Annotated in this window: 14 protein-coding genes, 1 tRNA gene and 3 pseudogenes; 10 read left to right on the forward strand and 8 right to left on the reverse strand. The window is 62.0% G+C overall.

The annotated features are described in order from the left end of the window. Positions 1-106: 106 nt before the first annotated feature. The 3 genes from ABMA59_RS01575 to ABMA59_RS01585 all read right to left on the reverse strand — a co-directional run bounded on the left by ABMA59_RS01575 (position 107) and on the right by ABMA59_RS01585 (position 2,447). A complete protein-coding gene (locus ABMA59_RS01575; protein ID WP_349003536.1) occupies positions 107-499 on the reverse strand; it encodes a RidA family protein in 393 nt (130 codons plus the stop codon). 310 nt (positions 500-809) lie between these two features. Beyond that, on the reverse strand, positions 810-1,289 hold the full coding sequence (locus tag ABMA59_RS01580; protein ID WP_349003537.1) for a hypothetical protein: 480 nt from the start codon (positions 1,287-1,289) through the stop codon (positions 810-812). Between the two features lie 753 nt (positions 1,290-2,042). Continuing rightward, positions 2,043-2,447 (reverse strand): lysozyme inhibitor LprI family protein, encoded by a 405-nt coding sequence (locus tag ABMA59_RS01585; RefSeq protein WP_349003538.1) that lies wholly within the window; start codon positions 2,445-2,447, stop codon positions 2,043-2,045. A gap of 132 nt (positions 2,448-2,579) precedes the next feature. Here ABMA59_RS01585 and ABMA59_RS01590 point away from each other — a divergent pair, with 132 nt between their 5' ends. After that, positions 2,580-3,449: an SDR family oxidoreductase gene (locus tag ABMA59_RS01590; protein WP_349003539.1), complete on the forward strand. Its 870-nt coding sequence runs from the start codon at positions 2,580-2,582 to the stop codon at positions 3,447-3,449. Positions 3,450-3,471: 22 nt separating this feature from the next. On the opposite strand, the gene ABMA59_RS01595 is transcribed toward ABMA59_RS01590, so the two are convergent. Next, positions 3,472-3,993, reverse strand: a complete 522-nt coding sequence (locus ABMA59_RS01595) for a TIGR00645 family protein (RefSeq protein ID WP_349003540.1) — start codon at positions 3,991-3,993, stop codon at positions 3,472-3,474. A gap of 158 nt (positions 3,994-4,151) precedes the next feature. Next, positions 4,152-6,404, reverse strand: a complete 2,253-nt coding sequence (locus ABMA59_RS01600) for an OmpA family protein (RefSeq protein ID WP_349003541.1) — start codon at positions 6,402-6,404, stop codon at positions 4,152-4,154. Positions 6,405-6,583: 179 nt separating this feature from the next. On the opposite strand from ABMA59_RS01600, the gene ABMA59_RS01605 reads away from it, so the two are divergent. Next, positions 6,584-7,030, forward strand: coding sequence for a YcgN family cysteine cluster protein (locus ABMA59_RS01605; protein WP_349003542.1), 447 nt, complete (start codon positions 6,584-6,586; stop codon positions 7,028-7,030). A gap of 187 nt (positions 7,031-7,217) precedes the next feature. Further along, the gene (locus ABMA59_RS01610) at positions 7,218-7,646 is read left to right on the forward strand and encodes a hypothetical protein (protein ID WP_349003543.1); all 429 of its coding nucleotides are present in this window, start codon (positions 7,218-7,220) and stop codon (positions 7,644-7,646) included. Between the two features lie 75 nt (positions 7,647-7,721). Here ABMA59_RS01610 and ABMA59_RS01615 read toward each other — a convergent pair whose 3' ends face one another. Then, complete coding sequence (locus tag ABMA59_RS01615) at positions 7,722-8,438, reverse strand: SIMPL domain-containing protein (protein ID WP_349003544.1); 717 nt, start codon at positions 8,436-8,438, stop codon at positions 7,722-7,724. Between the two features lie 193 nt (positions 8,439-8,631). On the opposite strand from ABMA59_RS01615, the gene ABMA59_RS01620 reads away from it, so the two are divergent. The 4 genes and pseudogenes from ABMA59_RS01620 to ABMA59_RS01635 all read left to right on the forward strand — a co-directional run bounded on the left by ABMA59_RS01620 (position 8,632) and on the right by ABMA59_RS01635 (position 12,340). After that, positions 8,632-8,707: transfer RNA gene (locus ABMA59_RS01620), tRNA-Ile, on the forward strand. Positions 8,708-8,989: 282 nt separating this feature from the next. After that, positions 8,990-9,196 (forward strand): annotated as a pseudogene (locus ABMA59_RS01625) (transposase); the annotation flags it as partial. Next, positions 9,118-9,759: an IS5 family transposase gene (locus tag ABMA59_RS01630; RefSeq protein ID WP_349003545.1), complete on the forward strand. Its 642-nt coding sequence runs from the start codon at positions 9,118-9,120 to the stop codon at positions 9,757-9,759. The pseudogene ABMA59_RS01625 and the gene ABMA59_RS01630, both read left to right, overlap by 79 nt. Before the next feature lie 985 nt (positions 9,760-10,744). Beyond that, positions 10,745-12,340, forward strand: coding sequence for a phage integrase N-terminal SAM-like domain-containing protein (locus ABMA59_RS01635; RefSeq protein ID WP_349003546.1), 1,596 nt, complete (start codon positions 10,745-10,747; stop codon positions 12,338-12,340). A 218-nt stretch (positions 12,341-12,558) separates the two neighbouring features. On the opposite strand, the pseudogene ABMA59_RS01640 reads toward ABMA59_RS01635, so the two are convergent. Continuing rightward, positions 12,559-13,208: pseudogene (locus tag ABMA59_RS01640) on the reverse strand (DDE-type integrase/transposase/recombinase); the annotation flags it as partial. 37 nt (positions 13,209-13,245) lie between these two features. On the opposite strand from ABMA59_RS01640, the pseudogene ABMA59_RS01645 reads away from it, so the two are divergent. Next, positions 13,246-13,518, forward strand: a pseudogene (locus ABMA59_RS01645) (Tn3 family transposase); the annotation flags it as partial. 82 nt (positions 13,519-13,600) lie between these two features. Here ABMA59_RS01645 and ABMA59_RS01650 read toward each other — a convergent pair. Beyond that, positions 13,601-14,587 carry a LacI family DNA-binding transcriptional regulator gene (locus ABMA59_RS01650; protein ID WP_349003547.1) on the reverse strand — a complete coding sequence of 329 codons (987 nt, stop codon included), beginning with the start codon at positions 14,585-14,587 and terminating at the stop codon, positions 13,601-13,603. Between the two features lie 149 nt (positions 14,588-14,736). On the opposite strand from ABMA59_RS01650, the gene hisD reads away from it, so the two are divergent. Together hisD and ABMA59_RS01660 are read left to right on the forward strand one after the other, a co-directional pair. After that, positions 14,737-16,041, forward strand: coding sequence for a histidinol dehydrogenase (gene hisD / locus ABMA59_RS01655; protein WP_349003548.1), 1,305 nt, complete (start codon positions 14,737-14,739; stop codon positions 16,039-16,041). Beyond that, a complete protein-coding gene (locus ABMA59_RS01660; protein WP_349003549.1) occupies positions 16,038-16,790 on the forward strand; it encodes an SDR family NAD(P)-dependent oxidoreductase in 753 nt (250 codons plus the stop codon). Before hisD ends, ABMA59_RS01660 begins: the two co-directional genes overlap by 4 nt. The last annotated feature ends 208 nt before the right edge of the window (positions 16,791-16,998 follow it).

Genomic DNA, 16,998 nt, shown 5'->3' on the forward strand with positions numbered 1-16,998 from the left:
GCAATCTTCCAGCATTCAACGGACCCTATTTGACCTAACAATGGGCAATAATCAATATGATGTCCGCCAGTGACGAAGTGCATGGTGATTTCGCGCTAAGCCTTCTCTACCCCACCGCCTGCACCTCAATCTCAATATCAAACTCCATAAACCACCCCGACACCGGCACAAAGCTCCGCGACGGAAAATTGTCGGGAAAATGCCTGATGTAGACCCGGTTGATGGCGTTGTAGAAGCCGGCATTGGCGGCGTAGATGCGTACCATCACCACATTGTCGAAATTCGTGCCCGCCGCCTCCAGGCAGAGTTTTACGGCGTTCAGCGAGGCCTCGGTCTGGGTCTCGATGTCGCCGCGCACGATCTTTCCGCTCACCATGTCGATCGGCGGGGTGGCGGCGACGAAGACAAAACCGTTGGCCTTGGTCACCGACGAACAGGGAATGCCCAGCTCGCGCATCAGCGGCGACAGCACCGGCACTTCGACGATTTGTTTTTTCATCAGGAATTTCCTTGTTGATGCTGCGCATGCTCCCGCGGAGCTGGGCAATCGTATATGGAAACCATCCTCTCCGATCCGGCTTCGCCGGTTCGGCTCGGCATCACCCCCTCTCCGTCTCGCTTCGCTCGCCACCTCTCCCCCTGCCCGGGGGAGAGGATAGCCGGCCGCAAGGTCAGCGCCCATCTTGGACGCTGCGTATCCTCTCCCCCGGGCAGGGGGAGAGGTGGCGAGCGAAGCGAGACGGAGAGGGGGTGATGCCTCCGCGTCTCACCAAAGGTGAGGCGTGGAGGATGATGTGACAACCAGCCCATCACTGCGCGAGCTTCGTCAAACCCGGCGCGATCGGATAAAGACCGGCCTTGGCCGCCTGCCGCTCGGCCTTGAGCATGCGGTCGTTGTTCACGTACATTTCGCGGCCGATGTCGAGGATCTGCGAGCGGGCGAGCATCAGGTCGTTGCCGGGGGCCGCCTGCCGGAGTTTTGCCTTGGCGGCATCGAGACGCGCTTCCAGATAGGCGCGGCGGAACGGCTCCAGATGAAAAAACCCGTCGCCGGCCAGACGGAAACGGCAGGTCCGCGTCTGAAGCTCGTTCCGGCCATGCGCATCGAATGCCGTGAAGGCTAGCGTCACCGTGGCTTTGTCCACGACCGGCTCCGCCGTGCGCGCAAAACTCCGGGGCGTGCGCAGGCTGGCCTTCACCATCATCTCGCAGACGAGCACAGCCGGATCGTCCGGCGACAGGGCCGGTAGCGCCAATGTGGCGGCAAGGACGAAAAAGGCGAGTGGCATGAAGCCACGATAGCGCGTTCGCCACCCGCCCGAAACGGCGATGTTTGCTGTCGCGCGATGTCGTCGGGAGGCTCGGGAGGGGGATGGTTTGGCGAAGATTTTTTTGTGCCTGCGATTTTCCGAAAATCGAAAAGCGCGTATTTCCCGGCGGTTGACGCTTGACGGCTACGAACTGCGACAGTGCTGGGTTCGTTTTTGCCGGCGGTCTCATCCCCCACCCCCAAAACCTGCTTCATACTTAGCGCAGTTTCTCCCGCGGGAACGCCGGTCATGACGGTGATTTGCGGGGAGGGATCGGTGTCCGGAGGGTAGCGGCTAACGTGGCCGCGAGGGCCGGCGCTGCTTCGGAGTTCCGGAAGTCCCGCCCTGGTAGCGGGTACAAGGCTCTGGTATGGCCGGGAGCCGGCATGAACGGGATATCACCGGCATCGCGCCGGGATGTGTACAAGATCCCATGCTGTGGGGAATGAAGCGGCGGAGATCACCGGATGGGCGGCCGGAAGGTCGCAGATAAATAGTTAGATGAGCGAGCTTGCGGCCGCCCGTCTTCCCGAACCCATGACGCCCGACGGCGAAACTAGGTCGGACAGCGGATAATGGGCAAACAAAGAGTTCAACGGCCAGGGCGGCTTTCCGCAGCGTGGCGACGAGGACGGCTGGATGCAGGGGACAGTTTACTTTTATCCCCCGAAAGGCTCGACTCGGGACAGGTTGGCCCGAGGGGATAAAAGTAAACTGTCCCCGGGCGCTTGCCTACTCGGCCGCCGGCACCGGACAGCTCATGTCGCCTTCCTCGCAGGCGAGGTAATTCTTGAAATCCATCAGCCGCTGGTTGGTCAGCCCGGCCTGGCAGTTCGCGTTTATCATCGGATAGGCAGTGCCTCCGGCCACGCCGGACGACTGGAAACCGCATTCGGCGTCGCGGAAGGCGATCCAGGCGCGTTGCGCCTCGACGAACAGTTTCTTGGCGTCGGCATCGTCGGCCAGCCGCGTCTCGATTTCCTTGAAATCGGCGTTGAGCTGGGTGTCGGCCTCATGAAGGGCTTTCGCGGCGCATTCGTTCAGCTTCGCCTGATCGGCCGCGTTGGCGCAGTCCTGGGCGGAGGCTGCGGCGGGGAAGAGAAGGCAGGCGGCGAGGGCGGCGAAGGCGAGGCGCATCGAAAAAGATTCTCCGAAAGGTTGCAGCCCATTGTGGCCCGGCCGGCTTTCGCAAGGCAACCCCCGGCGCCCCTTGCCGCCGCCCGCATTCGCCGTCACAACGGGGGCAGGTCAATGGGGAGGTGCTGAAAAATGTCGCTGAAGGGCAAGACGCTGTTCATTTCCGGCGGGTCGCGCGGCATCGGTCTCGCCATCGCCTTGCGCGCCGCGCGCGACGGCGCCAACGTCACCATCGCCGCCAAGACCGACACGCCGCATCCGAAGCTGCCGGGCACGATCCATACCGCCGCCGCCGAGATCGAGGCGGCCGGGGGGAGCGCGCTCGCCGCGCTCTGCGACATACGCGACGAAAGCCAGGTCGCCGAGGCGGTGGCGAAGACGGTGCAAAAATTCGGCGGCATCGACATCTGCGTCAACAATGCCAGCGCCATCCAGCTCACCGGCACGCTGGAGACCGACATGAAGCGGTTCGACCTGATGCATCAGATCAACACGCGCGGAACCTTCCTCGTCTCGAAAATGTGTATTCCGCACATGAAGTTGGCAAAGAACCCTCACATCTTGAATCTGGCGCCGCCGCTCGACATGAAAGAAAAATGGTTCAAGGGCCATGTCGCCTACACGATGGCAAAATTCGGCATGTCGATGTGCACGCTGGGCATGTCAGCCGAGTTCGCGTCGGCCGGCATCGCCGTCAATTCGCTGTGGCCGCTGACGGCGATCGACACAGCGGCGGTGCGCAACCTGCTCGGCGGCGAGCAGGTCGCCGCCATCAGCCGCTCGCCGGAGATCATGGCGGATGCCGCCCATGCGATCTTCAACCGGCCGTCGCGCGAGACGACCGGCAATTTTTTCATCGACGAGGAGGTGATGCGCGCCGCGGGCGTGACCGATTTCGAGAAATACGCTCCGGGCGCGGGCGGAAAGCTGGCCGGCGATTTCTTCGTGCCCGACGAGGTGTTTGCGCGGGTGCCGACGAAGGTGGCGCGGACATTCCGCTGAGATGCCGCCTTACGCCGCTGCGTCAGAGGTCGGGGCCCTTGGGTTTGTCGCCCTTGTTCTTGGCCAGCCGGTCGATATAGGCGAGCAGCAGCGCCGAGGCCACGAAGGCCATGTGCATCAGCGTCAGCCACATAAGCTGGATGCTCGTATAAGTGGCGCTGTTCAAAAACACCTGCAGCAGGTGGATCGACGAGATGGCGACGATCGTGGAGGCGACCTTCACCTTCAGCGAGCCGACGTCGATCGTGCCCAGCCACTGCACCTCGCCCTCGTGCTCGTCGAAGCGGCTGACGAAATTCTCGTAACCGGAGATGATGACCATGACCACCAGGCTCGCCACCAGCGCCGCGTCGATCAGGCCGAGCATCTTCAAAATAGTATCCGTGTCGTTCAGCACCATCACCTGCGTGATGAACTCGAACAGCTTCTTGGCGAAGGACACGGCATAGACGGCCAGGGCAAGGCCCAGGCCGAGATAGAAGACCACGAGCAGCCAGCGCGAGGCGAGGATGATCGATTCGATGGCAAGTTCGAGGCGTTTCATGCGGTCGGTCCGGTGGATGGATCAGGCCCGTTTTCAGCGACAACGGGGGCGTTTGCAAGGGTCCGGAATGCCGCGCCAAAAAACGGCCCGGCCGGCAGGAGCCGGCCGGGCGTTGCCCCGGTCCCGCTGGAGGAGAAGACGGGGCAGGGGACTTTGCGTTATTCGGCCGATGCCACCGGCGCCACCAGCGGAGTGATCCGGCGGATGGAGACACGCCGGTTCTCGCGCTCCGGCCCGTCGGTGTTCACCTTCAGATATTCCTCGCCATATCCCTGCGTTTCCAGGTTCTCCGGCGGAATCTCGAACATGTCGGTGAATGCCTGCGCCACGGCCTCGGCGCGCCGGTCCGACAGCGCCAGGTTGGCCACTTCCGAGCCGACGGCGTCGGTATGGCCTTCGATGAGGAAGGTCTCCGCCGGGTTCTGCTTCAGCAGCTTTTCCATCGCTTCGGCGACGTTGGCGAGTTTTTCCACCTCGTTCTCCGCGATGTCGGCCGAGCCAAACCCGAAGGTGATGGTGTCGAGGTCAACCCGCCGGACCGTGTCGCGGATGCGGGCCGAGCGCTTCACCTCGTCGACCGAATAATAGCGCTGAACCTTCTCCACCGGCGGCTGGTCGAGGAACTCGTAGTAGGTTTCAGTATCAGGTGCACGTTCGGCGTCGAGGATATATTCCTCCGCCGGTATACCCAGTACCAGCGGCGGGAGATCCAGGCCTGGATCGCGCCAGCGGCCGTCATAGTCGTCACGATAGAAGGCGTCCTCGTCGACATAGGCCAGGATGATCTCGTTGCCGTCCGGTTCGAAGCGTGAGCGGCGGATGACGTCGCCGTACTGGTCGCGGATGGTGACGATTCGGGTGCCGTCGCGGCGCTCGACGATCTCGCGCTGCCGGCCGCGCGGCAATTCCTCGTAGTAGACGTCGCGGGCCTCGCGGCGGATGCGGCGTCCGCGGTCCCTGTCCTCGACCATGATCTGGTCACCGAGCTGGATGACCACCCGGTCGCCGATTTCCCGCACCACACCCGAGCCTTCCGGCCGTTCGCGGCGACGTTCGCGCGCCTTTTCCCGGTCGATCCGCTGCCCTTTCTCGCTGTCGGCCCTTTCGAGCTTCCTGCGATCGATGCGTTCCACCTGTGCCGACCGGTCGTCCGCCGGCGGCGGGGCCGCGGCCTCGGTTCGCCGCGGACGTTCGGCGTCCGCCGGTTCTTCCTTGGCGCTGTCGAGGACCGGCGCCTTGCTGCCGTCTCGCGGCCGGCGGTTCTCACGCCGCTTCCGCTCCTCGGCGCGATCCTGGGCGTTGGACGCATCGGCCGGAGCAGCTTGGCCGTCTTCGGTACGGGCAGGCTGTTCGGCATCGTCCGGTTGCCGGCGATCGGCACGCTTCCTTGGCTGCTCCTCGCCGGCCTGTGCCGGCTCGTCTGCGTTCGGCGTTTCAGCGGTGCCTGGCTGCTGCTGTTCCGCGCGGCGCTTCTTGCGTTGCTGTTCGCTCTCGGCCCCAGCGGGCGCGTCCGGTGCGGTGGCCTCCGCGGGCTGCTGGTCGCTGCGCGGCTTCCGGCCCGGCGTCTGGTCGGCCTGCTTCGGCTCTTCCACGGACGGAGATTCGGCTTCGGCCGGCTGCTCCTTCTGAACGTCGCGTTTCTTGCGTGGCTGATCTTCGGCCTGGGCCGGCTGGTCGACCGCTGGCGCGTCGGCGCGGGCTGGCTTCTCCTGCTCGGCGCGGCGTTTCTTGCGGGGCTGTTCCTCCGCCTGGGCCGGTTGGTCGGCTTCCGGCGCCCCCGCGCGGGCCGGCTTTTCCTGCTCGGCGCGGCGCTTCTTGCGGGGCTGCTCCTCGGCCTGGTCAGGCCGGTCGGCTTCGGACGCCTCGGCGCGTGTGGGCTTTTCCTGCTCGGCGCGGCGTTTCTTGCGCGGCTGCTCCTCGGCCTGGGCCGGCTGGTCGGCTTCGGACGCCTCGGCGCGCGCGGCCTTCTCCTGCTCGGCCCGGCGCTTCTTGCGCGGTTGTTCCTCGGCTTGGGTCGGTCGGCCGGCTTCGGACGCCTCGGCGCGGCGTTTTTTGCGTGGCTGTTCTTCGGCCTGGACCGGTTGATCTGCAGTGGGCTGCTCCGCACGTCGTTTCTTGCGCGGCTGCTCCTCGGCCTGAGCCGGTTTGTCGGCCGCCTGCGCTTTCCGCTGGACCTGTTCCTTGGCTTTGGCTTTTTCCTCGGCCGAACGCTTCTTCTTGCGCGGCTGTTCCGCATCCGGTTCGGCTTGCGACGCGCCCTCGTCGGCCTGCGCCAGCATCAGATTGCCGCGCGGCGCCTCATGCCTGGCCAGGTCAGGCATGGAAAGCGGCGACGCTCCGATGGCAGTGGCCGTGCCGGCAAGGCACAGGGCCAAAGCGGTGCCTGCGAGCATGGTGGGACAGAATTTCATATAAAAATCTCCAATGGTCCCCGCCACGGAAACGCTTTCGGATGATCATCGTTCCGAAGCACCCTGGCAGGGAATCGTGTCGAAAGCCGGGTCACGGCCTCGTGATTGCCGATTGTCATGAGTCTGCGTCGCTTTGGAACCGCTTGACGGCGCGGCTTCCAAGGACCAAATGCCGCCGCATGGAAACACCCTTCTGGAAGCGCCTTTCGCTCGAGGCGATGTCGCCGGCGCAGTGGGAGTCGCTGTGCGACGGCTGCGGAAAGTGTTGCCTGTCCAAGCTCGAGGACGAGGATAGCGGCGAGATCTATTGGACGACGGTCGCCTGTCGCCTGCTCGATTCGGAAAGCTGCCGCTGCAAGGACTACGACAATCGCAAGGCGATCGTTCCCGATTGCGTGCGGCTGACGCCCTCCACCGTGCGATCCATTGATTGGCTGCCCTCGACCTGCGCTTACAGGCTGGTCGCAGAAGGCCACGACCTCTATTGGTGGCACCATCTGGTCAGCGGCAGCCGCGAGACCGTGCACGACGCGGGCATATCGATTCGCGGCCGCATTACTGCCTTCGACAGCGACCTGTCCGAAGACGACGACTTTTTCGACCATGTCGTCGGGGCGGAGCCCTAGTCCCGCGCCGGCCTGTTCCCTTTCCCAATCAATCGACATCTTCAATCTCGCTTTCGGGCGATAGGCATACGCCCGCCGGCTGAACGCCGCCTGAACGGCCGGTTCCGCGGCCGTTCAGGATCGGCATGCGATTTTCGCGTCCATCGCTTCGGCGAAACGGACCGAAGACCATCGCAAGGAGAAGGCAATGTTGAAGACGATCAGAACCGCCATCCTGTCGGCCGTGGTCGGCCTGACCGCGCTGACGGGCATGGCCGCCACCGCCCAAGCCGACGGCCTTTATCTCAATTTCGGGGACAGGGCCGACACACGGGTCGGCGTCTATGCCGGCGACGATGGTCCCCGCCGCGTGGAACAGCGGTGGGACCGGGATCGCCGCGACCACCGCCGCTGGGAATGGGATCGCTGGGATCGCGAGGGCTGGAATCGGGGCGGCTGGTATCGCGGGCGCGACTGCTCGCCGGGCCGGGCGCTCGACAAAGCGGGGCGCATGGGACTGCATCGGGCGCGCGTCGTCGACGTAGACCGCCGCACCATCGATGTCGCGGGGCGCCGCTATGGCGACCGCGTCGTGCTGACCTTTGCGCGGGTTCCGGGCTGCCCGGTCATCCGCTGACGGCACAAGCATTCGCCTGAACAGCAAAGGCCCGGGAGGGCGACCTCCCGGGCCTTCGCCAATCCTTCCGGCTGGCTATCTCAGCTCGAATGTCATCGTGACCTGCGCCCTGTAGGAGTTTTCGCCGGCCTCGATCGGCACCGCCTCGGCGGCTCCCGCCCGGTCGAACGCTTTCGCCGTGATCGGCATCGGCGGCGCGGTAAATGTCTGGTCGGTGATTTCCAGGACCCTGCCAAGGCTGACGCCGGCCGCCTCGGCCAGCGTGTGCGCCTTGCCCATCGCGTCCTTGACGGCGCTCTTGCGTGCCTCGGTCAGCGCTTTGGAGGGATCGTCATTGGCGAAGGAAACGCCGCCGCCCTGGTTGACGCCGAGTTCGACCGCCTTGTCGATGATCTCGCCGGTCTTGGCGAGATCGCGCACGCGGATCGAAAGCGTGTTGCTCACCTGATAGGCTACGAGTTCGCCGTCCTGGGTGCCGTCCGGTTTGTTCACGAAGTTGTAGCGCGGGTTGATCTGCAGGCCGCCGGTCTGCAGGTCGCGGTCGGCGACGCCCGCGGCCTTGATTGACGCGATCACCGCGGTCATGGCCGCGTTGCTGGCGTCCATCGCCTCCCGGGCGGTCCTGGCCTCGCGCATCACCGAGAGCGACAGGATGGCGAGATCCGGCGCCATTGCACTCTCGCCTTCGCCGATCACGACGATTCGCGGCGGCTGTGCCTGCTGGGCGAACGCAGCCGGGACCGGCGCGAGAAGGCAGGCGGCTAACGCCAGCGGCAGGAGGCGGGGCATCATGGAAGGATTCTCCGTTATCGTTGTCACGTCGACCCTCGTTTTGTTTTCCGTCGACACCCGCGTTCGTATGTAGCGATTGTGTGTTGATTGCGACAAACCCTCGCCCGGCGGGACGCCCCTGAATGCGATGAAGAGCCGCCTGCGCGGAAAGACTTGTGCGCCGGCCCGTAACCGACTAATCCAGCGCCGGGTGGGGCCTGTAGCTCAATGGTTAGAGCCGGCGGCTCATAACCGCTTGGTTGGGGGTTCGAGTCCCTCCGGGCCCACCAAATATTCCAAATACTTAGCAGCTTTTCTGAGCTTTGAGTGGTTTGTGCTATTTTTCAATAGGTACGGCATAGGTACGAAATGGCCTCAAGCTATGCGTACCTGAGGCCCGAGAACCCGCTGAGAGTGATCTCAGTGTCGTATAACGTCGCTGGAAAGTGTCAGGCAGTTGTTCTAGGCCGTGTGGACGAATTGACTCAAGTATAGGTTTGAGGATTCCGGGAACGAATTCAATGTGATTCATGGACCGCCGACTGATTTGGAGGTTGGCGATGTCGACACGGATGGCTGAAGCGGATTGGGCCGTTGCGTTGGAGGTGTTCCGGGCGGCGCTGCCGCGACGTGGCGCCAAGGGTCGGGACGATCGGCTGTTCCTGGAAGCCATGCACTATTTCTCGGAACACAACATCAAATGGCGGGCGCTGCCCGAGCGCTTCGGCAACTGGAACAGCGTCTGGAAACGCTTCGACCGGCTGAGCAAGGCGGGCGTGTTCGAAACCTTCTTCGATCATCTTGCGGCGCTGTCGTCTTCGGCGCACCTGGTTCAGATGTTCGACTCAACCGTAGTTCGCGCGCATGTGTCGGCGGCCGGCGCAAAAGGGGGCAGCAAGGCCAGGCGCTTGGCCGCTCGCGCGGCGGCTTCTCGACGAAAATCCATTTGAAAACAGACTTCGACGGTCATCCCATCGCCTTCGACCTCACCGGCGGCGAGAAGGGCGATGCGCCTCACTTCAAGGTCTTGCTTGGTCTCGGTCCCGATACCGATCCACGCGCTGGCGTCGGCGACAAGGGCTATGCCAGCAAGGCCAATCGGGCAGCCGCGCGCAAACGCGGCATCATCCCGGTCATTCCCGCAAAAGCCAACGAAAAGGCCCAGCCTGCCTTCTTCCCCAAGCTGCTCTACAAGGGACGAGCGCGCATCGAACAGACCGTCGGCAAACTCAAACGCTTCAAGCGGGTCGCACTGCGATGCGAGAAAACCAAACGAAACTTCTTCTCAATCGTCGCCTTGACCGCCGCTTTCATCTTGGTCAAATCCGTCCACACGGCCTAGTGGGCGTGATGTCGCCATAAAGCCGCGTTCCGGGTCTGCATTGCTCGCCAGCCCGACATGAGCCTCTTTAGACAATCTACACCGATGCGATGCGATGCCATTCTATTTAGAGTTGTATCAAAAAATCCAATTTCAGCAATATGCCTTTTTTAGTTGCGCCATCTGGCGAATCGCGGCAATGTTCGTGCTTAGTCTCATTGCTTCATAGCTGGACTTATTGCGAAACATAAAAGCGTAGGACGCGCTCTACCCGGGAGGGAAGAGTGTCTGCGCTTCGCTGTCCAAATCACCTGCAACTTGACCTTTTTTTTGATGCCGGCCATTTACCCCGGCGCATTGAGAGCCCGCGCCCAGACGCAACTGCAAAGGACAGCAATCCCACTAGAATTGATAGCGAGCCCGTAGCTCGTGCTCCAAAGGACAGCGATCCTAGCGAGGCCGTAGCGTTTGCGGCGAAGGCGGGCGGTGACGCAGCTGCAGAAAATCAATGTCACCTGGAAGTATGGCTGACCGATGTAGCGGTTGCGACCCGTTACGGCGTTTCAAGAGCTACAATCTGGCGATTTTGTGCAGACAATCCTTGCTTCCCCGTTCCGCGCAAGATTTTTGCGGGCACCACACGATGGCGATTGTCGGAGCTGCTGGAATTTGAGGCTCGAATTCCTCAGTTCCAGAGATCAGGCGTCGCGCATTCTGAACACCCGACTGAGCCAAGATGCCGCCGCTCTGCGAGCATCGCGACTGCAATAACGACGGTAGATGTAGACCCAGCCGCAGAACGATTTCTTCGGGACGCTCAGGTGGCACGGACCTTCAACGTGTCGCGAGCAACAGTTTGGCGGTTGTGCGCTAGAAGTTCAAACTTTCCTCTACCCTATAAGATTTCCGCTGGGACCACTCGATGGCGGCTTTCGGAGCTGCTCGAATTTGAGGCGCAAACATCCGAATTTCAGGTGGGTGGCTTTGCGCACCTAGGAGGGGCCAAATGACCCGCTCCTATCGGAACATACGGCTAAAGGGCGACCTGGTATATAGCGAAGCTTTTTTGCTTTTTCGTTTGGATATCTCCAACAGCACGCTGATCCGCTTTCAAGCTGACGATCTGCGGCCCATCGATGATGCTAAGCCTAAGCTGTTTCGTGGCGCTGAAATTACTCGCTATCTCAAGAAAATAGCGATCGACAGCCCCGAGCCGTGTCCCCTCAGCAAGTTCAGGTGTCTCAAATGTAAAATTCGGGTGGAACCTGAAGTGAACACGCTGACGGTCGGATTAACGATAAGCGGCAGGTGGATGGTGCGCGGCCACTGCCCGTTCTGCGATCGACCTGTGAAGAAACTGTTCAGCGCGACAGTTTGCGACAAGGTGCACGCGTGTATCGATTCCAATACCAAGCTCGGATCGATAGACGAATGTGTCGGCGCAACTGAGGTTGATGTTGGGAAGGAAGCAGCCCGGGCTGACCTGACATGGACTCCCGAAAACGAGCGCTGCATTTACGCCTACCAGAGCTATGGGGGACGCTATGACGCCAAGACGCTTGATGCGCATATCGCAGCAGTACGAGCCTTCGAGAAGTTTCACGGAGGTAAGCCCTTCTCGAAAATGAAACCCGAGGATGCCGCGGCATATAGGGGTTACGTTCTTGGCGCTCGACATTTCTCGCGATCCACCATCCGCCATCAGATGTCGTTCCTGTCGCGTATCTTTGGGTGGCTCGGGAAACAGGAAGGCTACCAACAAATTGGCGAGACTTTCGCAGAGGGTTTTCTACTTCCTCGGCGTTTCGAATCCAAGGAGGCGACGGAACCTCGGCCGTTTCCGACTATGGAGGAGGTTTTCCGCATGGTCCTGGCCATGCCTCATCACACGCTTTTACAGCGCCGGGATCGGGCGATAGTGGTTGCCTCGTTTTTGTTTGGAACCCGTAGCGAAGCGACGGCCTCGTTGCGCGTTGGATTGGTCGACGTTCCCAAACAAACCGTGTCTCAAGATCCTACTCTGATGCGCATCAAAAATGGCAAGAGCCAAATCACAGCCTGGTTTCCGATTGGCGGGCCATTGGCCGAGATTCTCAGCGCCTGGATAAAAGAAATGATTGATCTTGGCTTCGTAGGGAATGACGCGCTTTTTCCATCGGACCAACTTCTTACCACACACAAAATGCTTCTAAGGGATTCCAATCATATGCCAATTGAACCTTGGAGTACGGACGCTGCGGTAAGGCGAGCCTTCCGCCGCGGATGTGCGGCCGCTGGGTTACCCTACTTCAATCCACACTCTGCGAGGCACTTTCTAAGGTCCGTACGTGACATGTTTTGCAGAACTCCGGAAGAGCGGCGAGCATGGTCCCACAACCTCGGGCATGAACGAGAAAGCACCACAGAGCTGAATTATGCAAAAATGACGGACAGACGTGCCAGCGAGATTTTCAAGCAGATGAAAATAGGAAGTTTTGAGACCAACGCTGAGAGAGACCTGCTTATCGCTTACTACGAGCACGACTTGATTCCAGGAACGCCAGAGTTCGGACTGGCAGAGCGGCTAAGTTACGAGCGCAAGAGTCGCAAATTGCGACGCTAATCTGGATGGCTGCAAGTCATTCCTGGTCACGTCATCGACGATATTTAGCGCCCGGAAGCGTCGCCCAAAGGCAAACCGGTCAGATCGTGTCCCATTGAGTGGTGTATGACCTGTGATCTGCCTCCGAGTTTTCATCCAGCAGCAATTAGAGCCTCGGCGGGTCTTGACGTGCTCCCCAATTTTGGACCGCCCGGCTGGAGGATTTTCCGGGCCAAGGCTCATGGCGGATGGGATGCGCCGGAGCCGTTCATGAGCGATATCGGCACCTTGTTGCCGATGGCGCTGTGAGGACAAACTTCGTTGTAGTCTCGACGCCAATGCTCCATTTTCTGACGGGCGTCGTCAAGCGTCAGGAACCAGTGGGTGTTCAGGCACTCCGCCCGGAACTTGCCGTTGAATGTGAGGAGGGATCAGCAATTGATCCGGTGGATCAAATGCCCCGACGCAAGATGAACGAGTTGTCGGTCGCCTTGCCTGGCCACGAGAAGTCGAGAACGACATCCTTCTGATAAGCCCACAGGTCGAGGTCGCGCGAGATGAACTCGGAACCCTGGTTGACGCGGATCGTGCTCGGATAGCCGTGCTGGCGGCACACCCGTTCGAGCGTGGCGACGACATCTTCGCCGCGATAGCTGAAGCGAGGATCGACCACCGGCGAGAAGCGCGACCAGGTGTCGACGATGGTGAGAACGCGCAGCTTCCTGCCGGTCGCCAGTTGATCGTGGACGAAATCCATCGCCCAGGTCTGGTTGCATCTTGTCGCCTCGGTTCGGTCTTCCCGGAGCTTCGCCTTCACGCGTCGCTTCGGAGCCTTGTTCCTGAGCTGCAGCCCTAACTCATTGTAAAGCCTGCGGGTTCTCTTCATGTTGATGGAGGATCGAGCGGTATTCGAGTCTGCATAGCCTCGGCGCTGCCAAGCAGGTATCAACAAAAGGGAGGCAGCGCACAAACTCAAACGCGCGGTCTTCTTCCAAGAGCGAGGCGAAATCCGTGAGCGCTCATTCGAGAGTCAGGTGTTCGGTAAGCCTCCGACTCGGTCTTGTCGGCAGCGCGATCGTGTATTGGAATACCCTCTATCTGAAAACCTGACCGGCATCTACTCTTCGAACACCGAGCATCAAACGCCAGAAGGCTTCCGGTCGCCCAGACTGCCGGCAACGCGGCTTCTTGCTGCATGATGTTCATGCTCCGTGCAAGCGTAGCATATGTAGGAAAACAGATCTTGTTCCGGCGCCCAATGGATCAATTATACCGGATAGTCTAAGAAATGGTGTTCCTCAATACAATCTCGATCGGAATGTTATTCATTTCTTTCGTGGCCGAATCCCGCTCAAGGCTTGCGATTGTCAGTTCGACCATCCGATCCAGAGGTTGGCGTACAGTCGTAAGCAGGTAGGAAGGCCAAGCGGCCATTGCGATATCGTCGAAGCCCACGACTGAAACGTCCCGAGGAATCGAGAGGCCAGCCGTGCCTCGAAGATAGTCCATTCCGCCCAGCGCCAGAATGTCGTTGGCGAAGAAGATCGCGTCGGGCTTTGTCGCGATTGCAGCCTCGGCGGCCCTGAAACCCTCGGCGAACGAGTAGCTCGCCGTATCGACGCGTCCGACGAGCGAACTGCCGGCCCCCATGAGGCCCGCAAGAAAGCCTGCCTCGCGCTCCCTGTTGGTCGAAGTCTGCCGCGGACCTGCGACATAGGCAACGCGCCTGTGACCTCTATCGGCGAGCATGTTCGCCACATCGCGGGCGCCGCCGAAATTGTCACAGGATACGCTCGGCACGTCGGCGTCGGAAATCGTTCGGTTGAAGAGCACGATGCGGCGCGAATCGCGCCGCCACTCCTCGGCGATGCGCGATGAGATGGATGCCGAGGCGACGATGAGGGCGTCGACATTGTACTGGCGAAGCGCGGGCAACTGCCCGTCGACGTCCTGGCCTGGAGGGGCCCGGAACAGCAGCGAACGGAAACCCGCGAGATCGAGGGCGGCCGCGAGCTTGTCCAGCACTTCCGAATAGAACGGGTTTTCCATGCCGCCCATGACGATGGCGACGATGCCGCTGCGGCGCGTCGACAGGCTTCTGGCGATGGCATTGGGACGGTAGCCGAGCTTCTCGGCCGCCTCCATGATGCGTGCCCGGTTCGCAGGGGATACCTTGCCGGCAGGGTCGAACGCGCGCGACACCATGGACTGCGAGACGCCGAGGAATCGGGCGATATCGCGGGATGTGACGGGGAGAGCGCGCTTCATGGGCTTCTTTCTCGTGCAACGTTTGTGCATCCGAGTGCATCGGGCGACATTCGTCAATCGAATCCTGCATATATGTATACTTGTTCCCATTGCAATCGCTCCTTGGCAACGGTATGCATCCGGATGCACAGCATAATCGGAGACTTGTCATGGCAGTTTGGTTGAAGCGTGGATCGGTTTCCGACAAGGCGGTTCAGGATCGCCGCGTTCGCGACACCGTCGAGGCGATTCTCCAGGATGTGGAAACGCGCGGCGACGAGGCGATCCGCCAGCTCTCCGTCAAGTTCGACGGCTGGGATCGTGAGGACTACCGCCTGACCGAGACGGAAATCGAGGCCTGCCTGTCGCAACTCACAAAGCGCAACCTCGACGACATCCGCTTCGCGCAGGCCCAGATCCGCAATTTCGCGGAACATCAGCGCGCGTCGATGAAGGACATCGAGGTCGAGACGCTGCCGGGCGTCTTCCTCGGGCACAAGAACATCCCGGTGAACTCGGTCGGCTGCTACGTTCCAGGTGGCAAGTATCCGCTTCTCGCATCGGCCCATATGTCGGTGATCACCGCCAAGGTGGCGGGCGTGCCGCGCATCATCACCGCCGCACCGCCCTTCAAGGGCGAACCCGCTCCGGCGATCGTCGCCGCGCAGCACCTGGCCGGCGCCGACGAGATCTACTGCCTTGGCGGCGTCCAGGCGGTCGCGGCGATGGCGGTCGGCACGGCGACGATCGCACCGGTTGACATGCTCGTCGGTCCGGGCAATGCCTTCGTCGCGGAAGCCAAGCGCCAGCTGTTCGGCCGGGTCGGCATCGACCTGTTTGCCGGCCCGACGGAGACCCTTGTCATCGCCGACGACACCGTCGACAGCGAACTCTGCGCGACAGACCTTCTCGGCCAGGCCGAACACGGCCCGGACTCGCCCGCCATACTGCTCACCAACTCGGAAAAGCTCGCCCGCGAGACCATCCGGGAGATCGAGCGCCTGCTGGAGATCCTCCCGACCGCCGAGATCGCCCGCAAGGCGTGGGAAGGCTTTGGCGAGGTGATCGTCTGCGACAGCTACGAGGAGTTGGTCGCCGAGGCCGACCGTATCGCGTCCGAGCATGTGCAGGTCATGACCAGGGATCCGAGCTACTTCCTGGACAATATGACCAACTACGGCGCGTTGTTCCTCGGGCCACGCACCAACGTCGCCTATGGCGACAAAGTGATCGGCACCAATCACACGCTGCCGACGAAGAAGGCCGGCCGCTACACCGGCGGTCTCTGGGTCGGCAAGTTCCTCAAGACCTGCACCTACCAGCGGATCGAGAGCGACAGCGCCTCGGCGCTCATCGGCGAGTACTGCTCGCGCCTCTGCGCGCTGGAAGGCTTTGCCGGCCATGGCGAGCAGGCCAATATCCGCGTGCGCCGCTATGGCGGCCGTAACATTCCTTACGCCGGGATCGCAGAATGAGCGACCGTTTTCGGCTCGACGGCAAGACGGCCTTGGTCAGCGGCGCCGGGCGCGGGATCGGGCTGGCCGTTGCCGAAGCGCTGGCGCAGGCCGGCGCGGACGTTACGCTCGCGGCACGGACGGCCGATGATATTGAAGGCGAGGCCGCCCGGCTGCGGGCCGGCGGCTATCGCGCCAAAGCGCTGCGCCTGGACGTCCTCGACGTGCTTGCCGCGACGGATGCGATCGCGACAGCCGGGCCGTTCGACGTTCTCGTCAACAATGCCGGATCCAACCGTCCGGCAAACTTCCTCGACGTGACGCCGGAAGACTACGACGCCGTGACCGACCTCAACGTAAGGTCGGCCTTCTTCGTCGCCCAGGCCGTGGCAAGGGGCCTTGTCGCAGCCGGCAAGCCTGGCTCCATCATCAACATGTCGTCGCAGATGGGCCATGTCGGGGGACAGAAGCGCACGGTCTACTGCGCGACCAAGCATGCGATGGAAGGCTTCACCAAGGCCATGGCGCTCGATCTGGCGCCACACGGCATCCGGGTGAACACGGTCTGCCCGACTTTCATCGAGACGCCGATGACAAAACCCTTTTTCGCCGATCCGGTGTTTCGCGAGACGACGCTGGCGAAAATCCCGCTCGGCCGGCTCGGCCAGCTCGATGACGTCGTCGGCGCGGTGATCTACCTGGCCAGCGACGCCTCCGGTCTGGTCACCGGCTCGGCGCTAAGGGTCGATGGCGGCTGGACCGCTGTCTGACCCAGGAGGAAAATGGGCCGACTGCCGGCATCGGCGGCTCTCGTCAAATCAGACCGATGTTCGGGGAAGTGGCGCCATGATCGGTTGATGGCGCTGCTGGCAAGCCGGTGAAACTCAGGCGCGAGATCCGGGCCGCCAGTCTGCCGGGAATGCCACGATGCCATCCCGGTTGCCGCTGAACAGATCGGCCGTCTCGTCAGCTTCGTAT

The organism is Mesorhizobium yinganensis (assembly GCF_040081985.1).
GTDB classification, from domain to species: Bacteria; Pseudomonadota; Alphaproteobacteria; order Rhizobiales; family Rhizobiaceae; genus Kumtagia; species Kumtagia yinganensis.